Annotated in this window: 19 protein-coding genes; 9 read left to right on the top strand and 10 right to left on the bottom strand. The window is 65.9% G+C overall.

Annotated features, from left to right (window positions below; all coding sequences use genetic code 11):
* The 3 genes from LWC34_RS43765 to LWC34_RS43755 are packed head-to-tail and all read left to right on the top strand — an operon-like array spanning window position 1 to window position 1,901.
* Window positions 1-666, top strand: coding sequence for a potassium channel family protein (locus LWC34_RS43765; protein ID WP_233731209.1), 666 nt, complete (start codon window positions 1-3; stop codon window positions 664-666).
* Window positions 666-1,322, top strand: coding sequence for a potassium channel family protein (locus tag LWC34_RS43760; RefSeq protein WP_233731208.1), 657 nt, complete (start codon window positions 666-668; stop codon window positions 1,320-1,322). The genes LWC34_RS43765 and LWC34_RS43760 overlap by 1 nt, the downstream gene beginning before the upstream one ends.
* An 18-nt stretch (window positions 1,323-1,340) precedes the next feature.
* A complete protein-coding gene (locus tag LWC34_RS43755; protein ID WP_233731207.1) occupies window positions 1,341-1,901 on the top strand; it encodes a GNAT family N-acetyltransferase in 561 nt (186 codons plus the stop codon).
* 6 nt (window positions 1,902-1,907) lie between these two features.
* Here LWC34_RS43755 and LWC34_RS58365 read toward each other — a convergent pair whose 3' ends face one another.
* Window positions 1,908-2,606, bottom strand: coding sequence for an AraC family transcriptional regulator (locus LWC34_RS58365; RefSeq protein ID WP_233731206.1), 699 nt, complete (start codon window positions 2,604-2,606; stop codon window positions 1,908-1,910).
* Between the two features lie 60 nt (window positions 2,607-2,666).
* Between LWC34_RS58365 and LWC34_RS43745 the strand changes: the two genes are divergently transcribed.
* Window positions 2,667-3,464 (top strand): SDR family oxidoreductase, encoded by a 798-nt coding sequence (locus LWC34_RS43745; RefSeq protein ID WP_233731205.1) that lies wholly within the window; start codon window positions 2,667-2,669, stop codon window positions 3,462-3,464.
* On the opposite strand, the gene LWC34_RS43740 is transcribed toward LWC34_RS43745, so the two are convergent.
* From LWC34_RS43740 to LWC34_RS43725, 4 genes are all read right to left on the bottom strand, one after another.
* Window positions 3,459-4,448, bottom strand: a complete 990-nt coding sequence (locus LWC34_RS43740; RefSeq protein ID WP_233731204.1) for a hypothetical protein — start codon at window positions 4,446-4,448, stop codon at window positions 3,459-3,461. The two genes, LWC34_RS43745 and LWC34_RS43740, sit on opposite strands and share 6 nt — an antisense overlap.
* Window positions 4,449-4,552: 104 nt before the next feature.
* Window positions 4,553-6,397 (bottom strand): peroxidase family protein, encoded by a 1,845-nt coding sequence (locus tag LWC34_RS43735; RefSeq protein WP_233731203.1) that lies wholly within the window; start codon window positions 6,395-6,397, stop codon window positions 4,553-4,555.
* Window positions 6,398-6,465: 68 nt separating this feature from the next.
* On the bottom strand, window positions 6,466-7,212 hold the full coding sequence (locus LWC34_RS43730; RefSeq protein ID WP_233731202.1) for a DUF3159 domain-containing protein: 747 nt from the start codon (window positions 7,210-7,212) through the stop codon (window positions 6,466-6,468).
* Window positions 7,209-7,589 (bottom strand): OB-fold nucleic acid binding domain-containing protein, encoded by a 381-nt coding sequence (locus tag LWC34_RS43725; RefSeq protein ID WP_233731201.1) that lies wholly within the window; start codon window positions 7,587-7,589, stop codon window positions 7,209-7,211. Before LWC34_RS43725 ends, LWC34_RS43730 begins: the two co-directional genes overlap by 4 nt.
* Before the next feature lie 291 nt (window positions 7,590-7,880).
* Between LWC34_RS43725 and LWC34_RS43720 the strand changes: the two genes are divergently transcribed.
* The 3 genes from LWC34_RS43720 (at window position 7,881) to LWC34_RS43710 (ending at window position 10,393) form a co-directional block, all read left to right on the top strand.
* Window positions 7,881-8,426 carry an alpha/beta fold hydrolase gene (locus LWC34_RS43720; protein WP_308200224.1) on the top strand — a complete coding sequence of 182 codons (546 nt, stop codon included), beginning with the start codon at window positions 7,881-7,883 and terminating at the stop codon, window positions 8,424-8,426.
* Window positions 8,427-8,525: 99 nt separating this feature from the next.
* Window positions 8,526-9,296 (top strand): bestrophin-like domain, encoded by a 771-nt coding sequence (locus LWC34_RS43715; protein ID WP_233731200.1) that lies wholly within the window; start codon window positions 8,526-8,528, stop codon window positions 9,294-9,296.
* The gene (locus LWC34_RS43710; protein WP_233731199.1) at window positions 9,296-10,393 is read left to right on the top strand and encodes a DUF6923 family protein; all 1,098 of its coding nucleotides are present in this window, start codon (window positions 9,296-9,298) and stop codon (window positions 10,391-10,393) included. The genes LWC34_RS43715 and LWC34_RS43710 overlap by 1 nt, the downstream gene beginning before the upstream one ends.
* Before the next feature lie 54 nt (window positions 10,394-10,447).
* Here the strand turns inward: LWC34_RS43710 and LWC34_RS43705 are convergent, their stop codons facing one another.
* The 4 genes from LWC34_RS43705 to dut form a co-directional block, all read right to left on the bottom strand.
* Window positions 10,448-11,557, bottom strand: a complete 1,110-nt coding sequence (locus LWC34_RS43705) for a hypothetical protein (RefSeq protein ID WP_233731198.1) — start codon at window positions 11,555-11,557, stop codon at window positions 10,448-10,450.
* A gap of 96 nt (window positions 11,558-11,653) precedes the next feature.
* Entirely contained in the window at window positions 11,654-14,713 is a 3,060-nt protein-coding gene (locus LWC34_RS43700; RefSeq protein WP_233731197.1) for an autotransporter outer membrane beta-barrel domain-containing protein, read from the bottom strand.
* A gap of 123 nt (window positions 14,714-14,836) precedes the next feature.
* Window positions 14,837-15,490 (bottom strand): DUF3710 domain-containing protein, encoded by a 654-nt coding sequence (locus LWC34_RS43695; protein ID WP_233731196.1) that lies wholly within the window; start codon window positions 15,488-15,490, stop codon window positions 14,837-14,839.
* Complete coding sequence (gene dut, locus LWC34_RS43690) at window positions 15,490-15,969, bottom strand: dUTP diphosphatase (protein ID WP_233734030.1); 480 nt, start codon at window positions 15,967-15,969, stop codon at window positions 15,490-15,492. Before dut ends, LWC34_RS43695 begins: the two co-directional genes overlap by 1 nt.
* Before the next feature lie 24 nt (window positions 15,970-15,993).
* Here dut and LWC34_RS43685 point away from each other — a divergent pair, with 24 nt between their 5' ends.
* Window positions 15,994-16,467 carry a DUF3093 domain-containing protein gene (locus LWC34_RS43685; RefSeq protein ID WP_308200223.1) on the top strand — a complete coding sequence of 158 codons (474 nt, stop codon included), beginning with the start codon at window positions 15,994-15,996 and terminating at the stop codon, window positions 16,465-16,467.
* A gap of 63 nt (window positions 16,468-16,530) precedes the next feature.
* Here LWC34_RS43685 and LWC34_RS43680 read toward each other — a convergent pair whose 3' ends face one another.
* Window positions 16,531-16,839 carry a DUF4193 domain-containing protein gene (locus LWC34_RS43680; protein ID WP_033391377.1) on the bottom strand — a complete coding sequence of 103 codons (309 nt, stop codon included), beginning with the start codon at window positions 16,837-16,839 and terminating at the stop codon, window positions 16,531-16,533.
* Between the two features lie 508 nt (window positions 16,840-17,347).
* On the opposite strand from LWC34_RS43680, the gene cei reads away from it, so the two are divergent.
* A complete protein-coding gene (cei, locus tag LWC34_RS43675; RefSeq protein ID WP_308200222.1) occupies window positions 17,348-18,064 on the top strand; it encodes an envelope integrity protein Cei in 717 nt (238 codons plus the stop codon).
* The last annotated feature ends 8 nt before the right edge of the window (window positions 18,065-18,072 follow it).

Raw genomic sequence — 18,072 nt, 5'->3', positions numbered from 1 at the left:
GTGCACGTGGTGATCATGGGCTGCGGCCGGGTCGGGTCGTCGCTCGCGGCCGCGCTTGAGCGCCTTGGCCACACGGTCGCCGTCATCGACAAGGACGTGCAGGCTTTCCGCAGGCTGAGCCAGGATTTTCACGGCTCGCAGGTGGTCGGGATCGGCTTCGACCGGACCGTTTTGATCAAGGCGGGGATCGAGCGGGCCGGTGCGTTCGCGGCCGTGTCCAGCGGTGACAACTCGAACATCATCTCCGCCAGGGTCGCCAGGGAGACTTTCGGCGTCGAGCACGTCGTGGCGCGTATTTACGACGAGAAGCGGGCAGCCGTCTACGAGCGGCTGGGCATTCCGACCGTCGCGACAGTGCCGTGGACCACAGACCGTTTCCTACGAACGTTGCTACCGGACGGCGTGGCGTCGGCGTGGCGTGAGCCGTCGGGCAAGGTCGCGGTGCTGCAGCTGCCTGTGCACGAGTCGTGGGCGGGCAAGCGCGTGAGCGCCCTTGAGGAAGCCACGGGCGCGCGTGTGGCGTTCATCATGCGATTCGGCACGGGCGTGCTGCCCAACGCCAAGACGGTCGTTCAGGCTGACGACGTGATTTATGTCGCTGCGCTGTCCGGCACGGTCAGCGACATCACCAACGCGGCGGCGCAGCCACCGGAGGAGGAGAACTGATGCGGGTCGCGATCGCGGGCGCAGGCGCCGTCGGCCGGTCCATCGCCGCCGAGCTCGTGGCCAACGGGCACCAGGTGATGCTGATCGAGCGGCAGGCCTCGCATTTCGAGCCGCACACGGTCGAGCAGGCCGAGTGGGTGCTGGCTGACGCGTGTGAGTTGTCGTCCCTTGAGGACGCTGGCCTGCAGCTGTGTGACGTGGTCATCGCCGCGACCGGCGACGACAAGGTCAATCTCGTGGTGTCGCTGCTGGCCAAGACCGAGTTCGCGGTCCGCCGGGTGGTCGCGCGGGTGAACGACCCAGCCAACGAGTGGCTGTTCACCGAGGCGTGGGGCGTCGACGTGGCGGTATCCACCCCGCGCATCCTCGCGGCCATGGTCGAGGAGGCGGTCAGCGTCGGCGACGTCGTGCAGTTGCTGACCCTGCGTCAGGGCCAGGCCAACCTCGTGGAAATGACCCTGCCGGAGGACACGCCGCTGGCGGGCAAGCCGGTTCAGGAGATCAACCTGCCACGCGACGCCGCTCTGGTGACCATCCTGCGCGGCGGCCGGGTGATCGTGCCGCAGCCGGAGGACACCTTCGAGCCGGGCGACGAGCTGTTGTTCGTGGCGGCCGCCAACGTCGAACATGAAATTCGCACAGCTCTGGGCTCTTGATCGGATAATGTCGGGAGGGTGTTCGCCCCATCAGACAAGATTGAGACGGACCGGCTCTGGTTGCGGGTGTCCAACCCGGCCGACCTCGACGAGCTCTACGACATCAGGTCGCGGCCGGAGGTGACCCGGTACCTCTACACCGGGGTGCTCGGCCGGGAGGAAGTCCAAGCCATGCTGGACGAGCGGATCGCCAAAAAGTCCCAGCTGCCCGCACCCGGCGAGTCGCTGATACTGGCGATCGTGCGCAAGGACACCGGCGCGATGATCGGCGACGTCGTGCTGAACTCGCTGCCGGGCGAGCACAAGCAGGCGGAGATCGGATACGTCCTGCACCCCGACCACTACGGTCACGGCTTCGCGACCGAGGCGTCGCGACCGTTGTTGCGGATCGCGTTCGAAGACTTGAAAGCGCACCGCGTGATCGGCAGGCTCGACGGCCGCAACACCGCGTCCGCGCGCGTGCTGGCCAAGCTCGGGATGCGTCAGGAGGCGCACTTCCGGGAGAACGAGTTCATCAAGGGCGAGTGGAGTGACGAGGTCGTGTACGCCATGCTCGCCAGCGAGTGGTCAGCAGGCTGAGGTGGCTCAGCAGGTTGCCGTCGCAGGCAGATCTCCGGCGAGGTACGTGCTGAGCGGGACGCCCATGGTGGCGCGGAACTCCGCGGTCATATGAGACTGGTCGTAGTAGCCGCTTTCGGCAGCCAGCTGCGCGCCTTTGTGGGCGCTGGCGTTGGCCAGAACCTTGCGGACACGGTTCACCTGAACGAACCTTTTTGGTGACACACCAACCGATCCGGTGAACACCGTGCGCAGGTGCCGTTCGCTGATGTTCAGGCGGCGCGCGGTTTCCGGCAGCCTCTCCTGATCGAGCCACCGCGTGGCTTCGCGTACGAGCGCACCGGCTGGATTGTCAGTCATTCGCGCAACGAGTGCGTTTTCCATCCGATTGGCGGCATTGCGCGGGTTGGAATCCAGCTCTTCGTGTAGACGTTTGCCTTCAGCACCCCACAGATCGTGCAGGGGAACCACACGATCGGTCAGTTCTTGGACCGGCACGCCGAGCAGCGCGCCCGCCCAACCGGCGTGGAACTGGGCGTTGACCGTCACTGGGATGTCCTTGTACGGGAAGTACAGCGCGTGTGTGCGTGGCCCCATCACAACCAATTGACTCTCGCCGCTGGGCAGCTGCACGAAGATCAAGGACGTGCTCGTGCTCGGCAGACGGGTACGCGTCGCCTCTCCGCCGGAGAACTTGCACGTCGAGTGGATGTCCCAGGGCTTCACGCCATCGACATTAGCCGAATCTTCCTATGTCCTGATCGGACTTCTTGACACCGTGAACGCATGATTCTCGTTACCGGTGCGACCGGCACCATCGGCCGGCACCTCGTCCCGTTGCTGATCGACAGTGGCGCGGCGGTCAGGGAGATGTCCCGGCGGCAGGGGTTCGACTTCGAGGACACCGAGTCGCTGACCAGAGCCCTCGACGGCGTCGACACCGTGTTCCTGTTGTCCCCACCCGGCGATACCGTCGCGAAGTACGACTTGGCGTTGCTGGAACAGGCCAAGAATGTCCACAAGGTCGTGAAGATCTCCGCGATCCACACCGGCGAGCCGGGTTTCGAGCTCACCAGCGCCTGGCATCTGCCTGGTGAGCAGGCACTGCGGTCGAGCGATCTGATGTGGACGATCCTGCGGCCGACCGCGTTCGCGTCGAACGCCCTGGCGTGGCTGCCACAAATCGAAGCGGGCGAACCGATCCCGAGTTTCTACGGCGACGGCAAGAACGGAGTCGTCAACCCGAGGGACATCGCGGCCGTTGCCGCGCAAGCACTGCTCACCGACGACCACGACAAGCAGACATACACGCTGACTGGTCCAGAGCTCTTGAACACCACACAACAGGTTGAAATTCTGAGCGATGTCTTGGGAAAACCGTTGCAGACAGTCGATGTCTCGCCTGACCAAGCGCGCGCTGGGATGCTCGCGCAGGGGATGCCGAGTGAATCCGTCGAGTTCATGCTCAAAGGTTTCGAGATCGTCCGCAACGGCGGCAACGCGGTGGTGACCGACCATGTGGAGCGAGTCCTCGGCCGGTCACCGGCCACGTTCAGAACCTGGGCTCAGGAAACCTTGTTATAGCGTGCAGGTGTAGTGGGCGGGCATGCCCTCGGATCCGACGAGGGTGCGTTCGTCATCGCTGATGCCGTGCACCGTGAAGAATTCCGAGACGGTGGCGAGCTGGTCGACGACAACGCCGTCACGCCAGAGAACCGGCCGCCTTGTCGTGCCCACGTACCTCTGGCCACCCACGGTGCCCTTGCCGCCAATGGCCTTCGCTGACAAGGCACCATTGCGAATCGTTCGGACGAGGGCACCCTGGGCGTTCCACTCGGCAGCAGCGTAGCTGTTGCTGTCGTGCACGTCACCAACCACTCGGCCGTCCCGGATCGCCTGCGGAGTGCCGTATCCACCCGGTCCAGGCGCAGCGAGCTTGCGCCACTGGCCATCGGTGTCCCGGACGAAACCGCCGGTACTCGAGTCGGTGTCCACGACGATCCGGCCCTGCTCGTCGACGTCGACGAGGGTCAACGAACTGACGTCCGGCGTGGACAGTTCGCGGTAGGTGCCCGGCGCGCTGGCCGGCCACACGACCACGGTTTCCCTGGTGCCGACGTCCGCGGTTCCGACGATGTCACCGGCATTGTTGACCAGGTCAGCCGAAAAACTCTCCCACGCGGGGTTCGATGGGAGCACGGTCGCACTGCCATCACGCGCGACCTTGACCCCCACCCACTTGCTGGCGATGATGTCCTGGCCGACGACCAGGCCGGAAGCGTTGACATCGTAGAGATTCGGCTTCTCGACACCCTGGAGGACGAGTTTTCCGTTCTCCCACAACGCGCCACGCCGATTGGTGATGTTCGGGCCGCCCTGCCAGTATCCGGTACCGCCGACCGCGTACTTGCCGTTCGTGCCGACGAGCCAGCCGTAGTTCGTGTTGGCAGGCATTTCCCATGCGGTCTTGGTCCAGGTACACGCCGCTTCCGCCTGACCGGCCGGTGCGCTGACCAAGCTCACCGCGACACCAAGGGCAACAGTGACAATCGCCCGTCTTGTCGACAAGAGAAATCCCCTTCCTCAAGGCACACTTCCGCCTGCCCGAGCGTGGCAGCGATGCTCGGGCAGGCGGAAGCAGCTTTCGTCAGGGTCGAATTCCCCCGATGGGCTTAGGAGGCCCGGAAGACGTTGGCCGCCAGAACATTGCGCGGCACATCCGTGTTGTGTGCGATCACGTCGCCGAGGTTCTGCCGGTAGTCGATCCCGTAGCGCTGCTTGATCGTGGTGAGCACGGGATCGTTGCCGTAGAAGAACCTGTCGCCGTCACGCAGGTCCTCGAACTGCTTGCGCCAGATCGCGGTCTGCAGGTCGCCGAACTCACGGCCGGGTGCCTTGGGTTCGGCGACCATGCCGACGAAGGCGTCCAGCTTGGCAACATCTCCGTACAAAGCCTTCAGGCGCGAGGCAGTCGTGGTCCTGCGCTCTCCCGACACAGCCTCTTCGCTACCAGCCGGGACATCTCGGCCGTTTTTGTCACGCAGCCGAATGAAATCCAATGAGTCCGGGTCGTTGATTTCGTTACCTGGTGTGAGCTCCGGGTCCGCGGGGAACGACTCGGACGCTTCACCTGTGATCGCTGCGAACGACGTCTTCGGCGAGAGTCCATAGAGCGCACGCATCTGCTGATACGTCGGCATACCGTGGTCACGGCCGCGTTCGATGTCCACCGCGGTGATGTCGAAGATGGCCGTCGCACCCGGGGCGGTGAACGGAATGCTCCGGATCAACTCCCCCATCTGTTCGTCCGACGCGGCCGCTGGGTACCGGCCGAGCCCCTGCAGCACTGGTCCAAGACGGAGTTCCTCGAACAAGTCCGGGTTGAACGGCGCCTCGGCGGCGGACATCGTGAGCTCCACGGTGTCGCCGACGACTTTCACCACAGCGCCCTTGGCGCGCAACAGGTCGAGCTGCGCTGGCGTGTAGCGGGACACGGGCACCTTCAGCCGGATGTCGTCGTGGATCATGCTGTGCGCACCGCGGTACCCGATGGTGGCGAATTCATTGCCCAGTGTCGCGTTCACGTCCGGCTGGTATCCGCGGTACGGCTTGAGGTGCACGCCGAGCGTTGGCAGGAATTCGGTGTAGGTGATGTATTGCTGCGTTGCGATCACCACACGCCGGGCGATCTGGAACTTCACCTCTTCGGGTAGAGATTGCGGCAACCGGTCCACGATCCTGTTGTGCTCACGGGCGAACAACGTCTGCACGGCGAGCAAGCCCGTGTTCTCGTTGGCCCGTCCGTCACCGGCGACCATGCCGCGGCCCCGCATGCGCCCGTTGCCTTCATCCACCCCTGGAGCGGTTTGGATGTCGCCGCGGGCGTCTCGTCGCGGCAGATTTCCCCCAGGCATCAACAGCTTCGCGCTGTTGTTGGCCATGTTGTCGTCGACCGGCCCTTCGCGCATCCATTCCAGCCGATCGGGTGTTCCGTAGACAGCGAACGCGTCAATGTACGACCCCAGCGCGTTCACCTGTTCGCGTGGTTTGTCCCCGCCGGTACCGTCGATCGGCTTGCTTCGGCCGAACGGGACCATGCCGAAATCGTTGCGGAAGCTTTCCAGCGGATCGTTGTTGTCGTAAGGAAAGTTCGCGGTCGCACCGGGTTCGCCGACACGTAAACCAAAGGTGTGATCGACGAACTGGCCCCACGTGGTCGCCCACTGGCTCACCCCACGCGGCGACGACAACCGCTGCCCGGCGTCGTTGAACACGCGATTGCTGATGTAGCGGGCATTCAGGCCGGAAAACGGCGCTCCGACGCCGTCGGTGTAGTGCGCGGGGCCCACTCGTGAATAGGCCCCGCCTGCCTTACCCCAATCCGGATGGGCACGGTTGTTGCCGCTGCCGTCCAGGCTCTGGTACTCGAAACCGGCGCTCGCCTCAGCGGCGCCGGACGCGAGCAATCCCCCGGCGACAACCAGGCCCACCACGGTTCTCCTGGCTGATCTCCTCATGCCAGCAAGCGTCTCGGAACCACCGCCTCAGCCACATCCGGCGAGGCTCCGATTAATCCCGTAATACCTTAGGGGGACTCTTGGGCCGGGGTGTCGTACTTCGCGCGTAGTTCCCGCTCGATCTCGGCGTCAACCACAGCTTCCTGCTTCGCCGCTTCCTCACGGATCTTGTCGCGGTGGTTCACCTTGCGCACCGCCCAGATCGCGACGAGGAAGGCGATGATGGTCAGCGGGTAGCCCATGGCCAGCCGGGCGATGCCCAGCAGCGTCGTCTCGTCGGTGTTGTACAGCCACTGCTGCACCACGACGCGGGACGCGAAGACCAGCGTCCACACCGCGGTCGCGATGTCGTAGTACATGCGGGACTTCTTGTCCGCACGCCAGCCGAAGCCGTGGCCGTTGAGCGTCGACCAGATCACACCGACCAGCGGCCAGCGGACGAACATCGAGATCAGGAACGCGGAGCCGAGCGCGCCGGAGACCCAGATCCCGTACAGGAAGAAGCCCTTGGCCTCACCGACCCGGTAGGCGATGAAGGCGGCGATGGCCACGCCGAAGATGCCCGAGATCGCGGGCATCAGCTGTTCCTTGCGGATGATCCGGATCACCGCGATCAGCACCGCGGCGCCGACCGCGCTCCAGATCGCCGGGCCCATGCTGGTGGCGATGTTGACGATGACGAACACCGCGACCGGCACGGACGCCGAGACGAACCCGACGAGCCCGCCCATCTGCTCCCAGAGCGTCGGCATCGGCTTCTCGGTCTGGTCAGCCTCGGTGGTGTCCTGCTCGGGCGTGGGCTTCTCTTCAGTCATGTAGTCGTCTGCAGCTCGTAGTAGGGGTTGTAGAGGACCTTGCGACCGTCCCGCACCGCGATCCGGCCTTTCGCCTTCACCGTCCTGCCCGGTTCGATACCGGGAATCCGCCGTCGGCCGAGCCAGACTAATGTCACACCCTCGGTTCCGTCGAACAGCTCGGCCTCCAGCGTGGCGACCGCGTCGCCAGGCGAGAGCTCGACGCTGCGCAGCCTGCCGAGCACCGTGACCTCCTGGCCGGAGCGGCAGTCACACGCCTTCATCGCGCCGCTCGCCTCGACGCTGGCGGACAGGTCATCGGCGTCCAGCTCTTCTACGTCACTGGTCAGCTTGCGGACAAGACGGCGAAAATATCCGTCCCCCTTGTCGACACCCATGCCTGCTCCTCATTGGTGGGATCGGCCCCGACTTCCGACCCGTGCACAATCAAGCGTAACCGTAGGCAGGAGGCCCGAACCGTGTCAGTACACCAACGTCAGGTGTCGGTTGGGCGTTCCCTTACGGACACGATTCAGACCGCGATTCTTTTGCCGGGTACGGCCTCGGATGAGCTGTTTGTCCGGTCAGTGTTCGAAGGTCCGCTTCGTACTGTCGGTATTCAGTTGGTCGCGCCCCGGCCGGTACCCGGAAAAACGCTGGCTGAAACACATCTGCGGGCATTGGATGACATGGCGGAGAGGCCGGTTCTCGCCGGCGGTATCTCGCTTGGCGCGCATCTGGCGGTGGAGTGGGCGCTGGCGAACCCAGGACGGTGTGCCGGGCTACTGCTCGCGCTCCCGGCGTGGAATGGGTCGCCGGGAGATGCGCCCGCTGCCGTATCGGCGAGGCTGAGCGCGCAGGCCGTCCGTGAGCACGGTCTCGATGCGACCCTGGCCACTGTCGACGCCGAGCCGTGGCTGACGGCTGAACTGTCTCGTGCGTGGCGACGCGCCGAGCCCGGATTGGCGGACTCGTTGGACGTGGCGGCGACACGGCCCGCGCCGGAGTTGACGGACCTGACGCGCATTACCGTGCCGACGGGTATCGCTGGTTGTTCCGACGACCTCGTCCATCCGATCGAGGTGGCCAAGCGCTGGGCGTCGACGATCTCGAACGCCCAGTTGTGCACAACCACGTTGCGCGCGCTAGGCAACGACCGTGAATCGCTTGGACGCGCGGCGGTTCTCGCGTGGCTCAAGGCCGTAGGGGTCACGCGGATGGAGCAGCCGATCTAATCGACGTTGCTCCGAACCGGCGAAACCGGAGTGGTCGAAGAGTGGTAATCACGCGCAGGTCTTGTCCGGCCACAGTGTGTTGCATCAGCCTTCCCCGGCGTGAGTATCTACCTGAGCGGCGCGTTCTGGATCATCGGCGCGGGTGTGGCTGCCGCACTGGTCGCGGTCCTGATCCACCGGATACCCGCGACCGTTGGGTTGAGCGGCAACAACGAAGTCGCCGGCCAGGTGTTCACGATCGTCGCGGGCTTACACGCGGTCCTCCTAGCGTTCGTGCTGATTTCCTTATTCGACGGGGTGAGCGCGGCTCAGAGCGACTCACAGCGGGAAGCCAACAACCTGGTCGCGGTGTCCTGGTCGGCCGACGCGTTGCCGGAGCCAGTGAGCGACAAAGTCCGCCAGATCACCATGGACTACTCCAACACGGTCGTCAGCCAGGAATGGCCGCAGATGAGCGACCAGGGCACGGTCGAGGCCACCGCGGGCTGGCAGCAACTCGAGCAGTTGCGCGACACGATCGCCAAGGCGCCGACATCGGCGGACGACACCTGGCAGGAAAGCCGCAAAGCCGCTGCCACAGACCAGTTGTGGGAGGTTTACCAAGCACGGCAGGCCCGGCTTGACGCGGCCGGCAGCGGCGGCGTGAGCTCGGTGGTCTGGTTCGCCCTGCTGCTCGGCAGCGTGATGGTGATGGGCCTGATCTACTTGCACGGCGGGCCGAAAGTGCTGTCCCACGCGTTGATCTCGGGCACGCTGGCGGCCGCGATCACGTTGCTGCTGTTCGCGATCTACCAGTTGCAGAACCCGTTCAGCGGAGGTGCGGCGGTCGGTCCGGACGCGTTCACCGCCGTGCTGGACCGGTTGAACTGATGCGTCTGCCCAGTCGTCTGCCCAGTCTCGCGTTGGCCGCTTCGCTTGCCGTGGCAAGCGGTCTGGTCGGCTCCGCGCACGCGGCCGACGGCGAGTGCGACGCGTTCGAGGTGTACACCCCGAAACACGGCTCAATGTCCACTTTGGTCAGACTATCGTTACCGGAGGGCCGTGGGGCGGAACTGCGCAAGTTCTCCAACGAGCTCAACGCGATCGGGTACTCGCGAAGCCAGAACCTGTTGTACGGCGTCTCGACCCGCTCGCACGTGGTGACGCTCGATCGCGGTGGCACGTCAGTCGACCGCGGCAAAGTTCGTGGCATCGGGGACGCGACCGCGGGCGCTGTCTCGGGGTCGACGTTGTTCCTGCGCGACGGGTTGAAGCTGGTGTCGTTGGACATCGACCCGGCCAGCCCGACCTACCTGACGATCACTCGAACGAAGTGGTTGTCGTGGCTCGCGCACGTCGACGACTGGGATTTCGGCTCGGACGCATTGCTGTACGGCGTGACGAGCACCGGCATGGTCGTCAGCGTCGATCCGCGGACTGGGAAGGTCCGGATGATCGCCAAGCCGCATGCCTTGCCGTACGGAACGTACGGCGCGGTGCTGATGGCGCCCGGCCGGGTCCTGTACGCGATCAACAACCGGTCGCACGGTAAGAGCAGGCTCTACCGGATTCCGTTGAACGCACCGAAAAACGCGGTCGAGGTGGCGGCGTTCGCACCGGCCGACACGACCGACGCGGCCGGTTGCCTGACCCCACCGCCGATTGTGGAGCCACCAGCTCCGCCACCTCAACCGCCTCCGCCGCCGTCAACCCAGCGGCCCGTTCCGCCACGGACGAGCACCCCGCGACCAACTCGTCCGCCAACGACCACGACACCGCCACCGCCTGTGCGGCAAGTGATCCAGCCGCCACCACCGCCGCCGCCTCCGGCAACGACCAAGCCGCGCAATACCCCGCCGCCGTCAGCCAAACCCGTTGCGGGGCCGAGAAAACCCGACACCGACAAGAAGCGGCGGTGGGCGATCACCACTGTCGTGCTGATCCTCGGCACCAGTGCGGCGGTCGCGGCAGCCGCGAGGCATCGATAGGGGAAAGGCCCGCCGGACAACCGGCGGGCCGTGGATGGGATGGCTGGGATGGCCTCAGGCGTCCGGCGCCACGAGCTCCGGCAGCTTGCGGTCGAACAGGTCCGCGAAGGTCAGCGTGGGCAGAACATGCCCTTGCTTGTGGGCACTGTCCGCCACGTCGTAGCCCCAATCGACGGCGCGAAGCCGTTGGTTGGGAGTGCCGTGGTGGCTGGCCGCGGCGAACCCGCAGTCACCGAGCTGGAAGAACACCTGCTCGAACAACCGCACCCGCTTCCACTGCATCGTCGCGCCCCTGGCGTGCGTCAGGTAGTACGAACCGAACGCGTCCGCCATCAGCTCGGTCCGCCGCGTGGCCTCCGGGCCGGTCAGGTCCGACTCGAACAGGTTCCGCCGGAACTGGACGTGGTGGCCGTACTCGTGGGCGAAGATGGCCTTCGCGCTGACGTCAGCCAGCCCAACAGCCGCGAACCCGGCGAGCACGCCGTCACCCATCAGGATCTCGTCGGGGATCACGCCGACACCAGGGATCTCCAGTCCGCCTTGCTGCGCGAACGCGTTGAAGCTGAAGAACGGATGCCTGCCTTGGTCGAACTGCGGCTGGTCGTAGATGGTGACCAACGCGGCAGCCGTCGGGTCCACTGCCTGCGGCGGGAGTCCGTACAACACCTGCAACAGCCGGGACAGCCGCGGCTGGCTGAGCAGGACAGTGCTGTTGAGCGAGGCGACCTTGATCGAGGAACCGTCGATGTCCCAGAACTTCTTCAGATCACGGAAGACCTTCGTGACGTCCTGTGTGTACTCGCCATTGAGCCCGAACTTGTCGCCTGCGGGGAACAACACCGCGTCCAGCACGGCCAGTTGCTGCCCGAGGTCGGCGTACGCGCGGTCGAGCGGAGTCCAGCTCGCGATCTGCTCGGCGAGCCAGGTCCGTACCGGGGTGGCGGCCGAGCACTGGTAGTCGCCCGGATTGATCACGCTGTCGGTCAGCTCGTTGTCCTCGACGCCGAGGCGAGCGGCGAACTGCTCGATCCGCGCGACGTCAAGGGCGTCGACGATCTGCCGGGCCTGCTCGACCGGGGTGGCGTACGCGGGTGCGACGACCACGCCCGCACCGAGCGCCACGGCAAGGATCACTGTCCGTAACGCTTGTTTCAACATTCTCACTGCGGCTCCTGAACTGGCCCCCTGGCACGGCCAGTATCACCTCAATGGACACTCCCTCGGCTGGCGGAAACCGGCATGGCGGGAACCCGAACCCACTCACGGCTTGGGTTTCGGCGGCCACTCGTAGGGCGGCGGGCCACCGAAAGCCTCCTTGTGCAGCTGGTTGAAGAAGCCTTTGCCGGGTGTCGGCTGGATCGCCCACGGGTCGAGACCGGCGGACGCCGCGGCCTTGCGCGCTTGCTCGAGGGTCTTCTCCCACGCGGGATAGACGTTGTCACGCAGGTCGTTGAGGGCCTCCATGATCGTGCGGTGGTTGACGTACATGTCGTCGAGCTCGTCCTGGACGGTCACGAACGCCTTGCCTTGCCGTCGCTCGAACTCCAGCAAAGCGGGCTGGATCCCGGCCAGTTCGGCCTTCGCGGCCTCCACATCGACCTCGGCGGCGCCACCACCGTTGAGCTGCCGCAAGGACGCGGCCTCGCGAACGATCTCGCCACGCCTAGTGGCAGCGGCGGCCAGCATCTCGCCGAGTGCCGTGCCGTCGCTGAACTTGTCCTGGTTCGCCCGCATCGCCGTCACCACAGCGTCGATCTTGGGCAGCAAGGCGTTGGCGACTTGGATGCCTTCGGCGTACGTGCCCTTCGACCTGTGCTCACGGACCGGCGCAAGCGGGTCGCCGGTGATCAGTGCGGCGTACTGGGCCTTCTCCGCCGACAACGCGCCCGGCCAGTCGTACAGCGTGCCGCCTTGGGCCGAACCCACCGAGCGGACGATCCGGCCGATCGCCTTGGTCGCGCCTTCGTGATCCGCGCCGTACTCGGCGAGTGCCTTGGCGATGACCGTCCGGTCACCCTTCGCCTTGACGATCTTGAACCGCAACCGGATCCAGTCGCTGTAGACGTCACCGTCCTGCTCGACCTTCTTCCACCGGTTGACCTCCTCGGCCACCGCGGCGATGGTCGCGAAGTCCCCATCGGACAGTGCCATCCCGCAGACCTCGGTGGTCTCCTGCATCACCTTGGCACTGCCGGTCAGCAGGCCGAGTTTGTTGTCCGTCAACGCTTTGCCCAGCGCCGCGGCCGAACCGCCGAGGTCGGTGCCGGACGTGGTCGTGCTCAAGTCACCGGTCGCCGTGCCGTCGATGCCGACCGACGCCGAGACGGTGTTCGTCTCCGAATGCGAGACCTTGACACCGCCAGGACCGGTCAACGCCAAGCTGCCGCCTTCGGTCCCGGTGAAAGTGCTTGTCTTGCCGTATTCGCCGACGGTGACCTTCTCGTCGTAACTGTTGGTGGTGCCGATTTCCACCCCCACTCCGGCCGCTCCCGCCGTCGCGGTCGACGTCGTGCCGTGGCCGCTTCCCGTCGTCGACGAGCTCACCAAGTCCTTGTGGGTCTGGGCGACGTGCCGCAACGACTCAACCGACCGCACGCCCGCGATGGCGTCGAACTGCTCCTGATAGGCACGGTTGTCCGGATCGAGCGTGAACGTGGCACCTTCGGTCTGCGTCTCGGACTTACTCCCGCTGTATCCGCCGCTGGCCAGGTCCATCGACACCGTCGCGCCAGCGCCGAGGCTGTCGGTGTAGTCCATCGCGACATCGATGACGATCTTGCCGCCCTTGCGCGCCACACTCCGCTTGAGTTTCACGCCCTTGCTGCCGCTGGCCGTGCCCTTGACCCCGAACCCGGCCATGTCGCCGCCGAGGTTTCCACCGACCTCGCCCTTCAGGTCGATGGTGATCTCGCCGCTCTCGCCTTCCTTCAGGCCCGCGACGCCGTCCGCGCTCATCAGCGATGCCTGCGCGTTGGTGAGCAAAGCCTTGGCGTCGGCCAGGTTCCCGGCCGCCAGCTGCTTGATCACCTGGAGTTCCTTCGGTCCGCTGCCCGCACCGCCCGCGGTCACCGACGCCATGTACTTCTGTGCCTCGTCTTCGTTGAAGACATGGACGAAAGTTCCTGTGCCCGAAGCGGAAACCGAGCCGGACAAACCCCCGGATGCCTTGCCGCCCTGCAATTCGGACTCACCCGCCGCGTTCCCGCTGAGACCGGCCTTGCCGCTCAAGCTGACCGTCAGGGTCACTTGGTAGCGGGCCGGTTCGCTACCGGGAACCTGCGTGACGTTGGCGACGACTTTGCCGTCCAGCCCAACGGTTTGGCCGGTCGACATGCCTTTCGCGCGGGTCTGCGTGAAACTCTTCGACCCGCCGCCATAAGCTCCGACACCGTCCGGCCCGGCGATCACGCCCGCGTTGCTGGACGAGGTGGTCTCGGAGCCTTTGGTCAGCGCGCCTTTGCCGTCCTGGGTCCCGGTTTTCCTTGTCTCGCTGTCACTCCAGCCGAGTTTGCCGTCGCCACGGGTGATTGCGCTTGTCGACTTGGTCGAGTCGACCGTGCTGCCGACGGTTTTCGTGTCCTCGGTGGTTGTGCTGTACCCGCTGGTGCCGACCGTGCTGCTGCTGCCGGTCGTCCGTGATTCGCCGGAGGCCTCGGTTTTCTGCGAGGAGCCCGAGGTGTAGTTCAGGCCGTTGGCGATGTCGACCTTGCGATCGGTCGTGGTGGTCTGGCTCGCCGAGTCGCTGCCGTTGGCGAGCGTGTTCGTCTCGGACTTCTTGTTCGCCCAGCCGGTCGAGTCGATGGTCGTGCTGGACGTGGTGGTGGAGGTCTGCACGTAACCGCCGTCGTTGACCTGGCTGGTCACGGACTGGCTGCTGGAGGTCAGCCCGCTTGAACCGACCTGCCAGCCGGCACCTGAGGTGTCCGTGGTCGGCCCGACCGACACGGCCGCCTTGCGGCGCGCGATCAGGGCGTTGAGAGCCTGGTCGGACGCGCCCGGCTCGTTGAGCAGCGTGAGGTCTTTGTCGATCTGCAGGAGTTTGTCTCGCAACGCCTCTCGTTGCGGCTCGTCCGCTGTCTCGTACGCGGCGAGCACACTCGCGCGTTCCTTTTCCAGCTCAGGGCCGACGGTCACGGCCATCGCACGGCTGTCGAGCACGGGCGCGTCCAACGGTTCGCGCTGCACAGCGAGCATTCTCGTCACCGCACGGTTGCCCGCAGTCGCTTGCAACGCAAGCAGAGCATGCGGCGCCGCGGTGACAGACCGTGGTTGCTCATTTGCCGTGTCCGCGGTCGACTCCGCGAACTCTCGCCCATTCATGATCGGGTTCTTAACACCGCGATCGGGTCATCGAACCGAACGGACCAAAGCGCTGCCTTTATGGGGCGTAACGCGGCCCGCTGGTCTGTTCGGCGAACGCCAGCAGGCCGCCCCTTGACGCGCCTATCCCCCTTGGGCCTCGATGTGCTGAGCGATCTCGTCCGGCAGCTCGATCGGCAACGGCAGCCCGACGGGCATCGGCTGCGTGCCACGAACCACGACCGCGCCACGGATCAACGACCGCAACCCGTGCGCCGCCTGCGCCGACTGTTCCGGCGGCCCCGCGACAACACCGCGCAGCATCCACCGGGGCCCGTTCACGCCGATGAACCGCAACGCCATCTCGTTCAGGTTGGCCATCAGCTCCTGGCCCCAGTCGCCGGACGCGCTGCGCACCTGGGCGCCGTTGGCCTTCAGCTCATTGGCCAGATCCCCGCAGACCTCTTCCCACAGGCCGCCCGACCTCGGGGCGGCGTACGCGGAAACGGTCATCTGGCCAGCGGGCGTGATGATGTGCACCGCCTTGACGACGCCCGGCTGCTCCATCTCGACCTGCAGCTGCGCGCCGTCCGGCACGGGCAGGTACACCGAGCCGAGGTTCAGCCGTGGCAGGTTGTCGTCCGGCGGCTCCTCGTCGAACGGACCGGACATGGACGTCAAATCGCCCTGAACGGACCCCTCCGCCGCGTCCTCGCCGTCGTACTCCGCACCGTCGAAGTCCTCGTAGTCTTCGTCCGGCTCGTCTTGTCTGGCCCGGCGGCGCCCGAAAAGTGCCACTATTCCTCCGTCTTCCCGCGTGTTGACGCGAGAACCGCATGCCCACCGGTCGACCCGTACCCGCCCGCGCCGCGCGCCGAGTCGCCCAGTTCTTCCACCTCTTGGAATACCGCATGTTCGACCCGCTGCACGACCAGTTGAGCGATCCGGTCGCCCCTGGACAGCCGGATCGGCGCGTGCAGGTCGTGGTTGATCAGACAGACTTTGATCTCGCCCCGGTACCCGGAGTCGATCGTGCCCGGCGTGTTCACCACGCTCAGGCCCACTCTGGCGGCGAGGCCCGATCGTGGGTGCACGAAAGCCGCGTAGCCGTCGGGCAGCGCGATGGCCACCCCGGTGCCGACGATCGCGCGCTCACCCGGCGCGATCTCGACGTCCGACGTGGTCACCAGATCGGCGCCGGCGTCGCCGGGCCGGGCGTAGGACGGGATGGGCACACCGGGGTCGAGCCGGGAAATCAGGACCTGCACGCTGGGCACGAGCGGCGAGACTACCCTGGTCACGTGCCGGACACCTCTCACGCCCACTCCGAACGGCTCTCGGTCTCCTGGTTGAGCTGGCCGATGCCGATGATCGGCGCGGCACTGATGGCGGCCACCGTGCACCTGGGTTACCAGGGCATCCGGTCTTGGCTGCCGTACGTCGTCCTGCTGCCGTTGATGGCGTTCGTGCTGTTCTGGGCGGGCCGCGCCAAGGTCAAAGTCGACGACGACGAGCTGTGGGTCGGCGACGCGCACCTGCCGCTGGAGTTCGTCGGCGAGGTCGAGGTGCTCGATGCCAACGCCAAGCGGCGCGCGCTCGGCCGTGATCTCGACCCGGCCGCGTTCGTACTGCACCGCGGCTGGATCCCGACCGCTCTGCGGGTTCATCTGACCGACCCGGACGACCCAACGCCGTACTGGATCTTCTCCACCCGCTCCCCCGAGAAAGTCGCATCGCTGCTTCGCCAGCATGCGCAGACACAGCCGGGTACCTGACCTGGAAGGGTCAGATACCCGGATCGGATTTACTGGTTGTCGTGTCTTGTCCAGACGCCGCCGTCAGGCGCAGTCCCGGCACACGTAGAGCCCGTCGCGCTCTTCGGCCAGCCTGCTGCGGTGGTGAACCAGGAAGCAGTGCGAGCACGTGAACTCGTCAGCCTGCTTCGGGATCACCTTGACAGTCAGGTCCTCGCCGGACAGGCCGGACAGGTCGGCACCGGGGAGCTCGAAGTTCTCAGCGGTATCCGACTCGTCGACGTCGACAACACCGGACTGCGTCTCGTTGCGGCGCGCCTTCAACTCCTCGAGGGAGTCCTCGGCGAGGTCGTCAGCCTCGCTACGGCGAGGAGCGTCGTAGTCGGTCGCCATCTTGTTTCACCCCTGCGGTCAAATCATTCCCATGCACTCGTGCCGCTGGTCAACGTTCCAGGGCCCGATTTTGTGCCCGCCATTGGAGTGACGGACGTCTCCCCTGGTCGCGTTGGATTTTCTGGCCAACAGAATCGATTCGGCCTTCAGTCTTCGGCGACCGGAGCGCGCAGAGGGTAGCCCATCCCACGCCCGTTCAGTCAACGCATCACCCATCCGGGTGTGTTCCCGATCGCGCGTATCGGCCTTGATGCACACGTCCGGACCGGTCCGACCAGGCGATCGGCGGATGGCACGGACTTGCCGCCGACAGCCGGCCATGGTCGGATACCAGCGATGTCTCACTGTCCGCGATCATCACGTCGCATCGGGCAACGACTACGAGATGTGCTCGCCCCGATGCCCGCAGCCCGGCGGAAACGCCTAGGCTGATCACAGCAACAAAAGTCAACAGCCGATCGACAGATACAGCAGGGGAATCTGACCGGCTTTTGGAGGGCGGGCACACGTGACGGCGGGGAGCTTCAACGGGGGTGAGCAGGCCCCAAGATATCGCAAGCGGCGGCCTGTTCCTGCGCTGATCATGCTGTTGTTACTGGGTTTGACGGCAGGCATCGTCTGGCTCAACGTGGCGAACAAGGAGCCGGAGGTACAGGGAGTCCGGTGCGATCCTGGGCTCCCGGCGACCGCGGCGCCGGGCGAATCCGCTCCGCCAGCGCCGCCGCAACCAGGGGAACACATCGATCAGACCGGACTTGACCAGACCTCGGCGGCACCGCCCGAGCAGGTCACCGTCAAAGTGCTGAACGCGAGCACGCAGCGTGGCGAGGCGGCACAGGTCACCGAGAATCTCAAACAGCTCAATTTCACCCAGATCGGCACGCCGAGCGAAGACCCGCAGTACCCGAGCAAGGACATGACCTGCCGCGGCCAGATCCGGTTCGGCCAGCAGGGAGCCGCCGCGGCACGGACGCTGAGCCTGCTGGAGCCGTGCCTCGAACTGGTCAAGGACAACCGGCAGGACGCCTCGGTCGAGATGGTGATCGGCCGCAAGTTCGACGAGCTGGCGATCAGGCCGGAGACCCGGCAGATCCTGCGGCTGCTGAGCGAATGGGGCGCACAGCACCCGCCGCAGTCCGGTGGACTGCAGTCCGTCGAGGCCAACGCGGGCCCACAGATCGACCAGGCCTTGATCGACGCGATCCGCCGCGCACCCTGCGGCTGAACAACCCT

Source organism: Kibdelosporangium philippinense (assembly GCF_021390435.2).
Lineage (GTDB): Bacteria > Actinomycetota > Actinomycetes > Mycobacteriales > Pseudonocardiaceae > Kibdelosporangium > Kibdelosporangium philippinense.
This window is presented reverse-complemented; position numbering and strand designations above follow the sequence as displayed.

Coding starts and splice junctions, on each gene's coding strand:
- LWC34_RS43680 (WP_033391377.1), bottom strand. CDS start 16,839: ATGGCGACCGACTACGACGCTCCTCGCCGTAGCGAGGCTGACGACCTC.
- LWC34_RS43720 (WP_308200224.1), top strand. CDS start 7,881: ATGGCGGAGAGGCCGGTTCTCGCCGGCGGTATCTCGCTTGGCGCGCAT.
- LWC34_RS43710 (WP_233731199.1), top strand. CDS start 9,296: ATGCGTCTGCCCAGTCGTCTGCCCAGTCTCGCGTTGGCCGCTTCGCTT.
- LWC34_RS43735 (WP_233731203.1), bottom strand. CDS start 6,397: ATGAGGAGATCAGCCAGGAGAACCGTGGTGGGCCTGGTTGTCGCCGGG.
- LWC34_RS43700 (WP_233731197.1), bottom strand. CDS start 14,713: ATGAATGGGCGAGAGTTCGCGGAGTCGACCGCGGACACGGCAAATGAG.
- LWC34_RS43725 (WP_233731201.1), bottom strand. CDS start 7,589: ATGGGTGTCGACAAGGGGGACGGATATTTTCGCCGTCTTGTCCGCAAG.
- LWC34_RS43745 (WP_233731205.1), top strand. CDS start 2,667: ATGATTCTCGTTACCGGTGCGACCGGCACCATCGGCCGGCACCTCGTC.
- LWC34_RS43760 (WP_233731208.1), top strand. CDS start 666: ATGCGGGTCGCGATCGCGGGCGCAGGCGCCGTCGGCCGGTCCATCGCC.
- LWC34_RS43730 (WP_233731202.1), bottom strand. CDS start 7,212: ATGACTGAAGAGAAGCCCACGCCCGAGCAGGACACCACCGAGGCTGAC.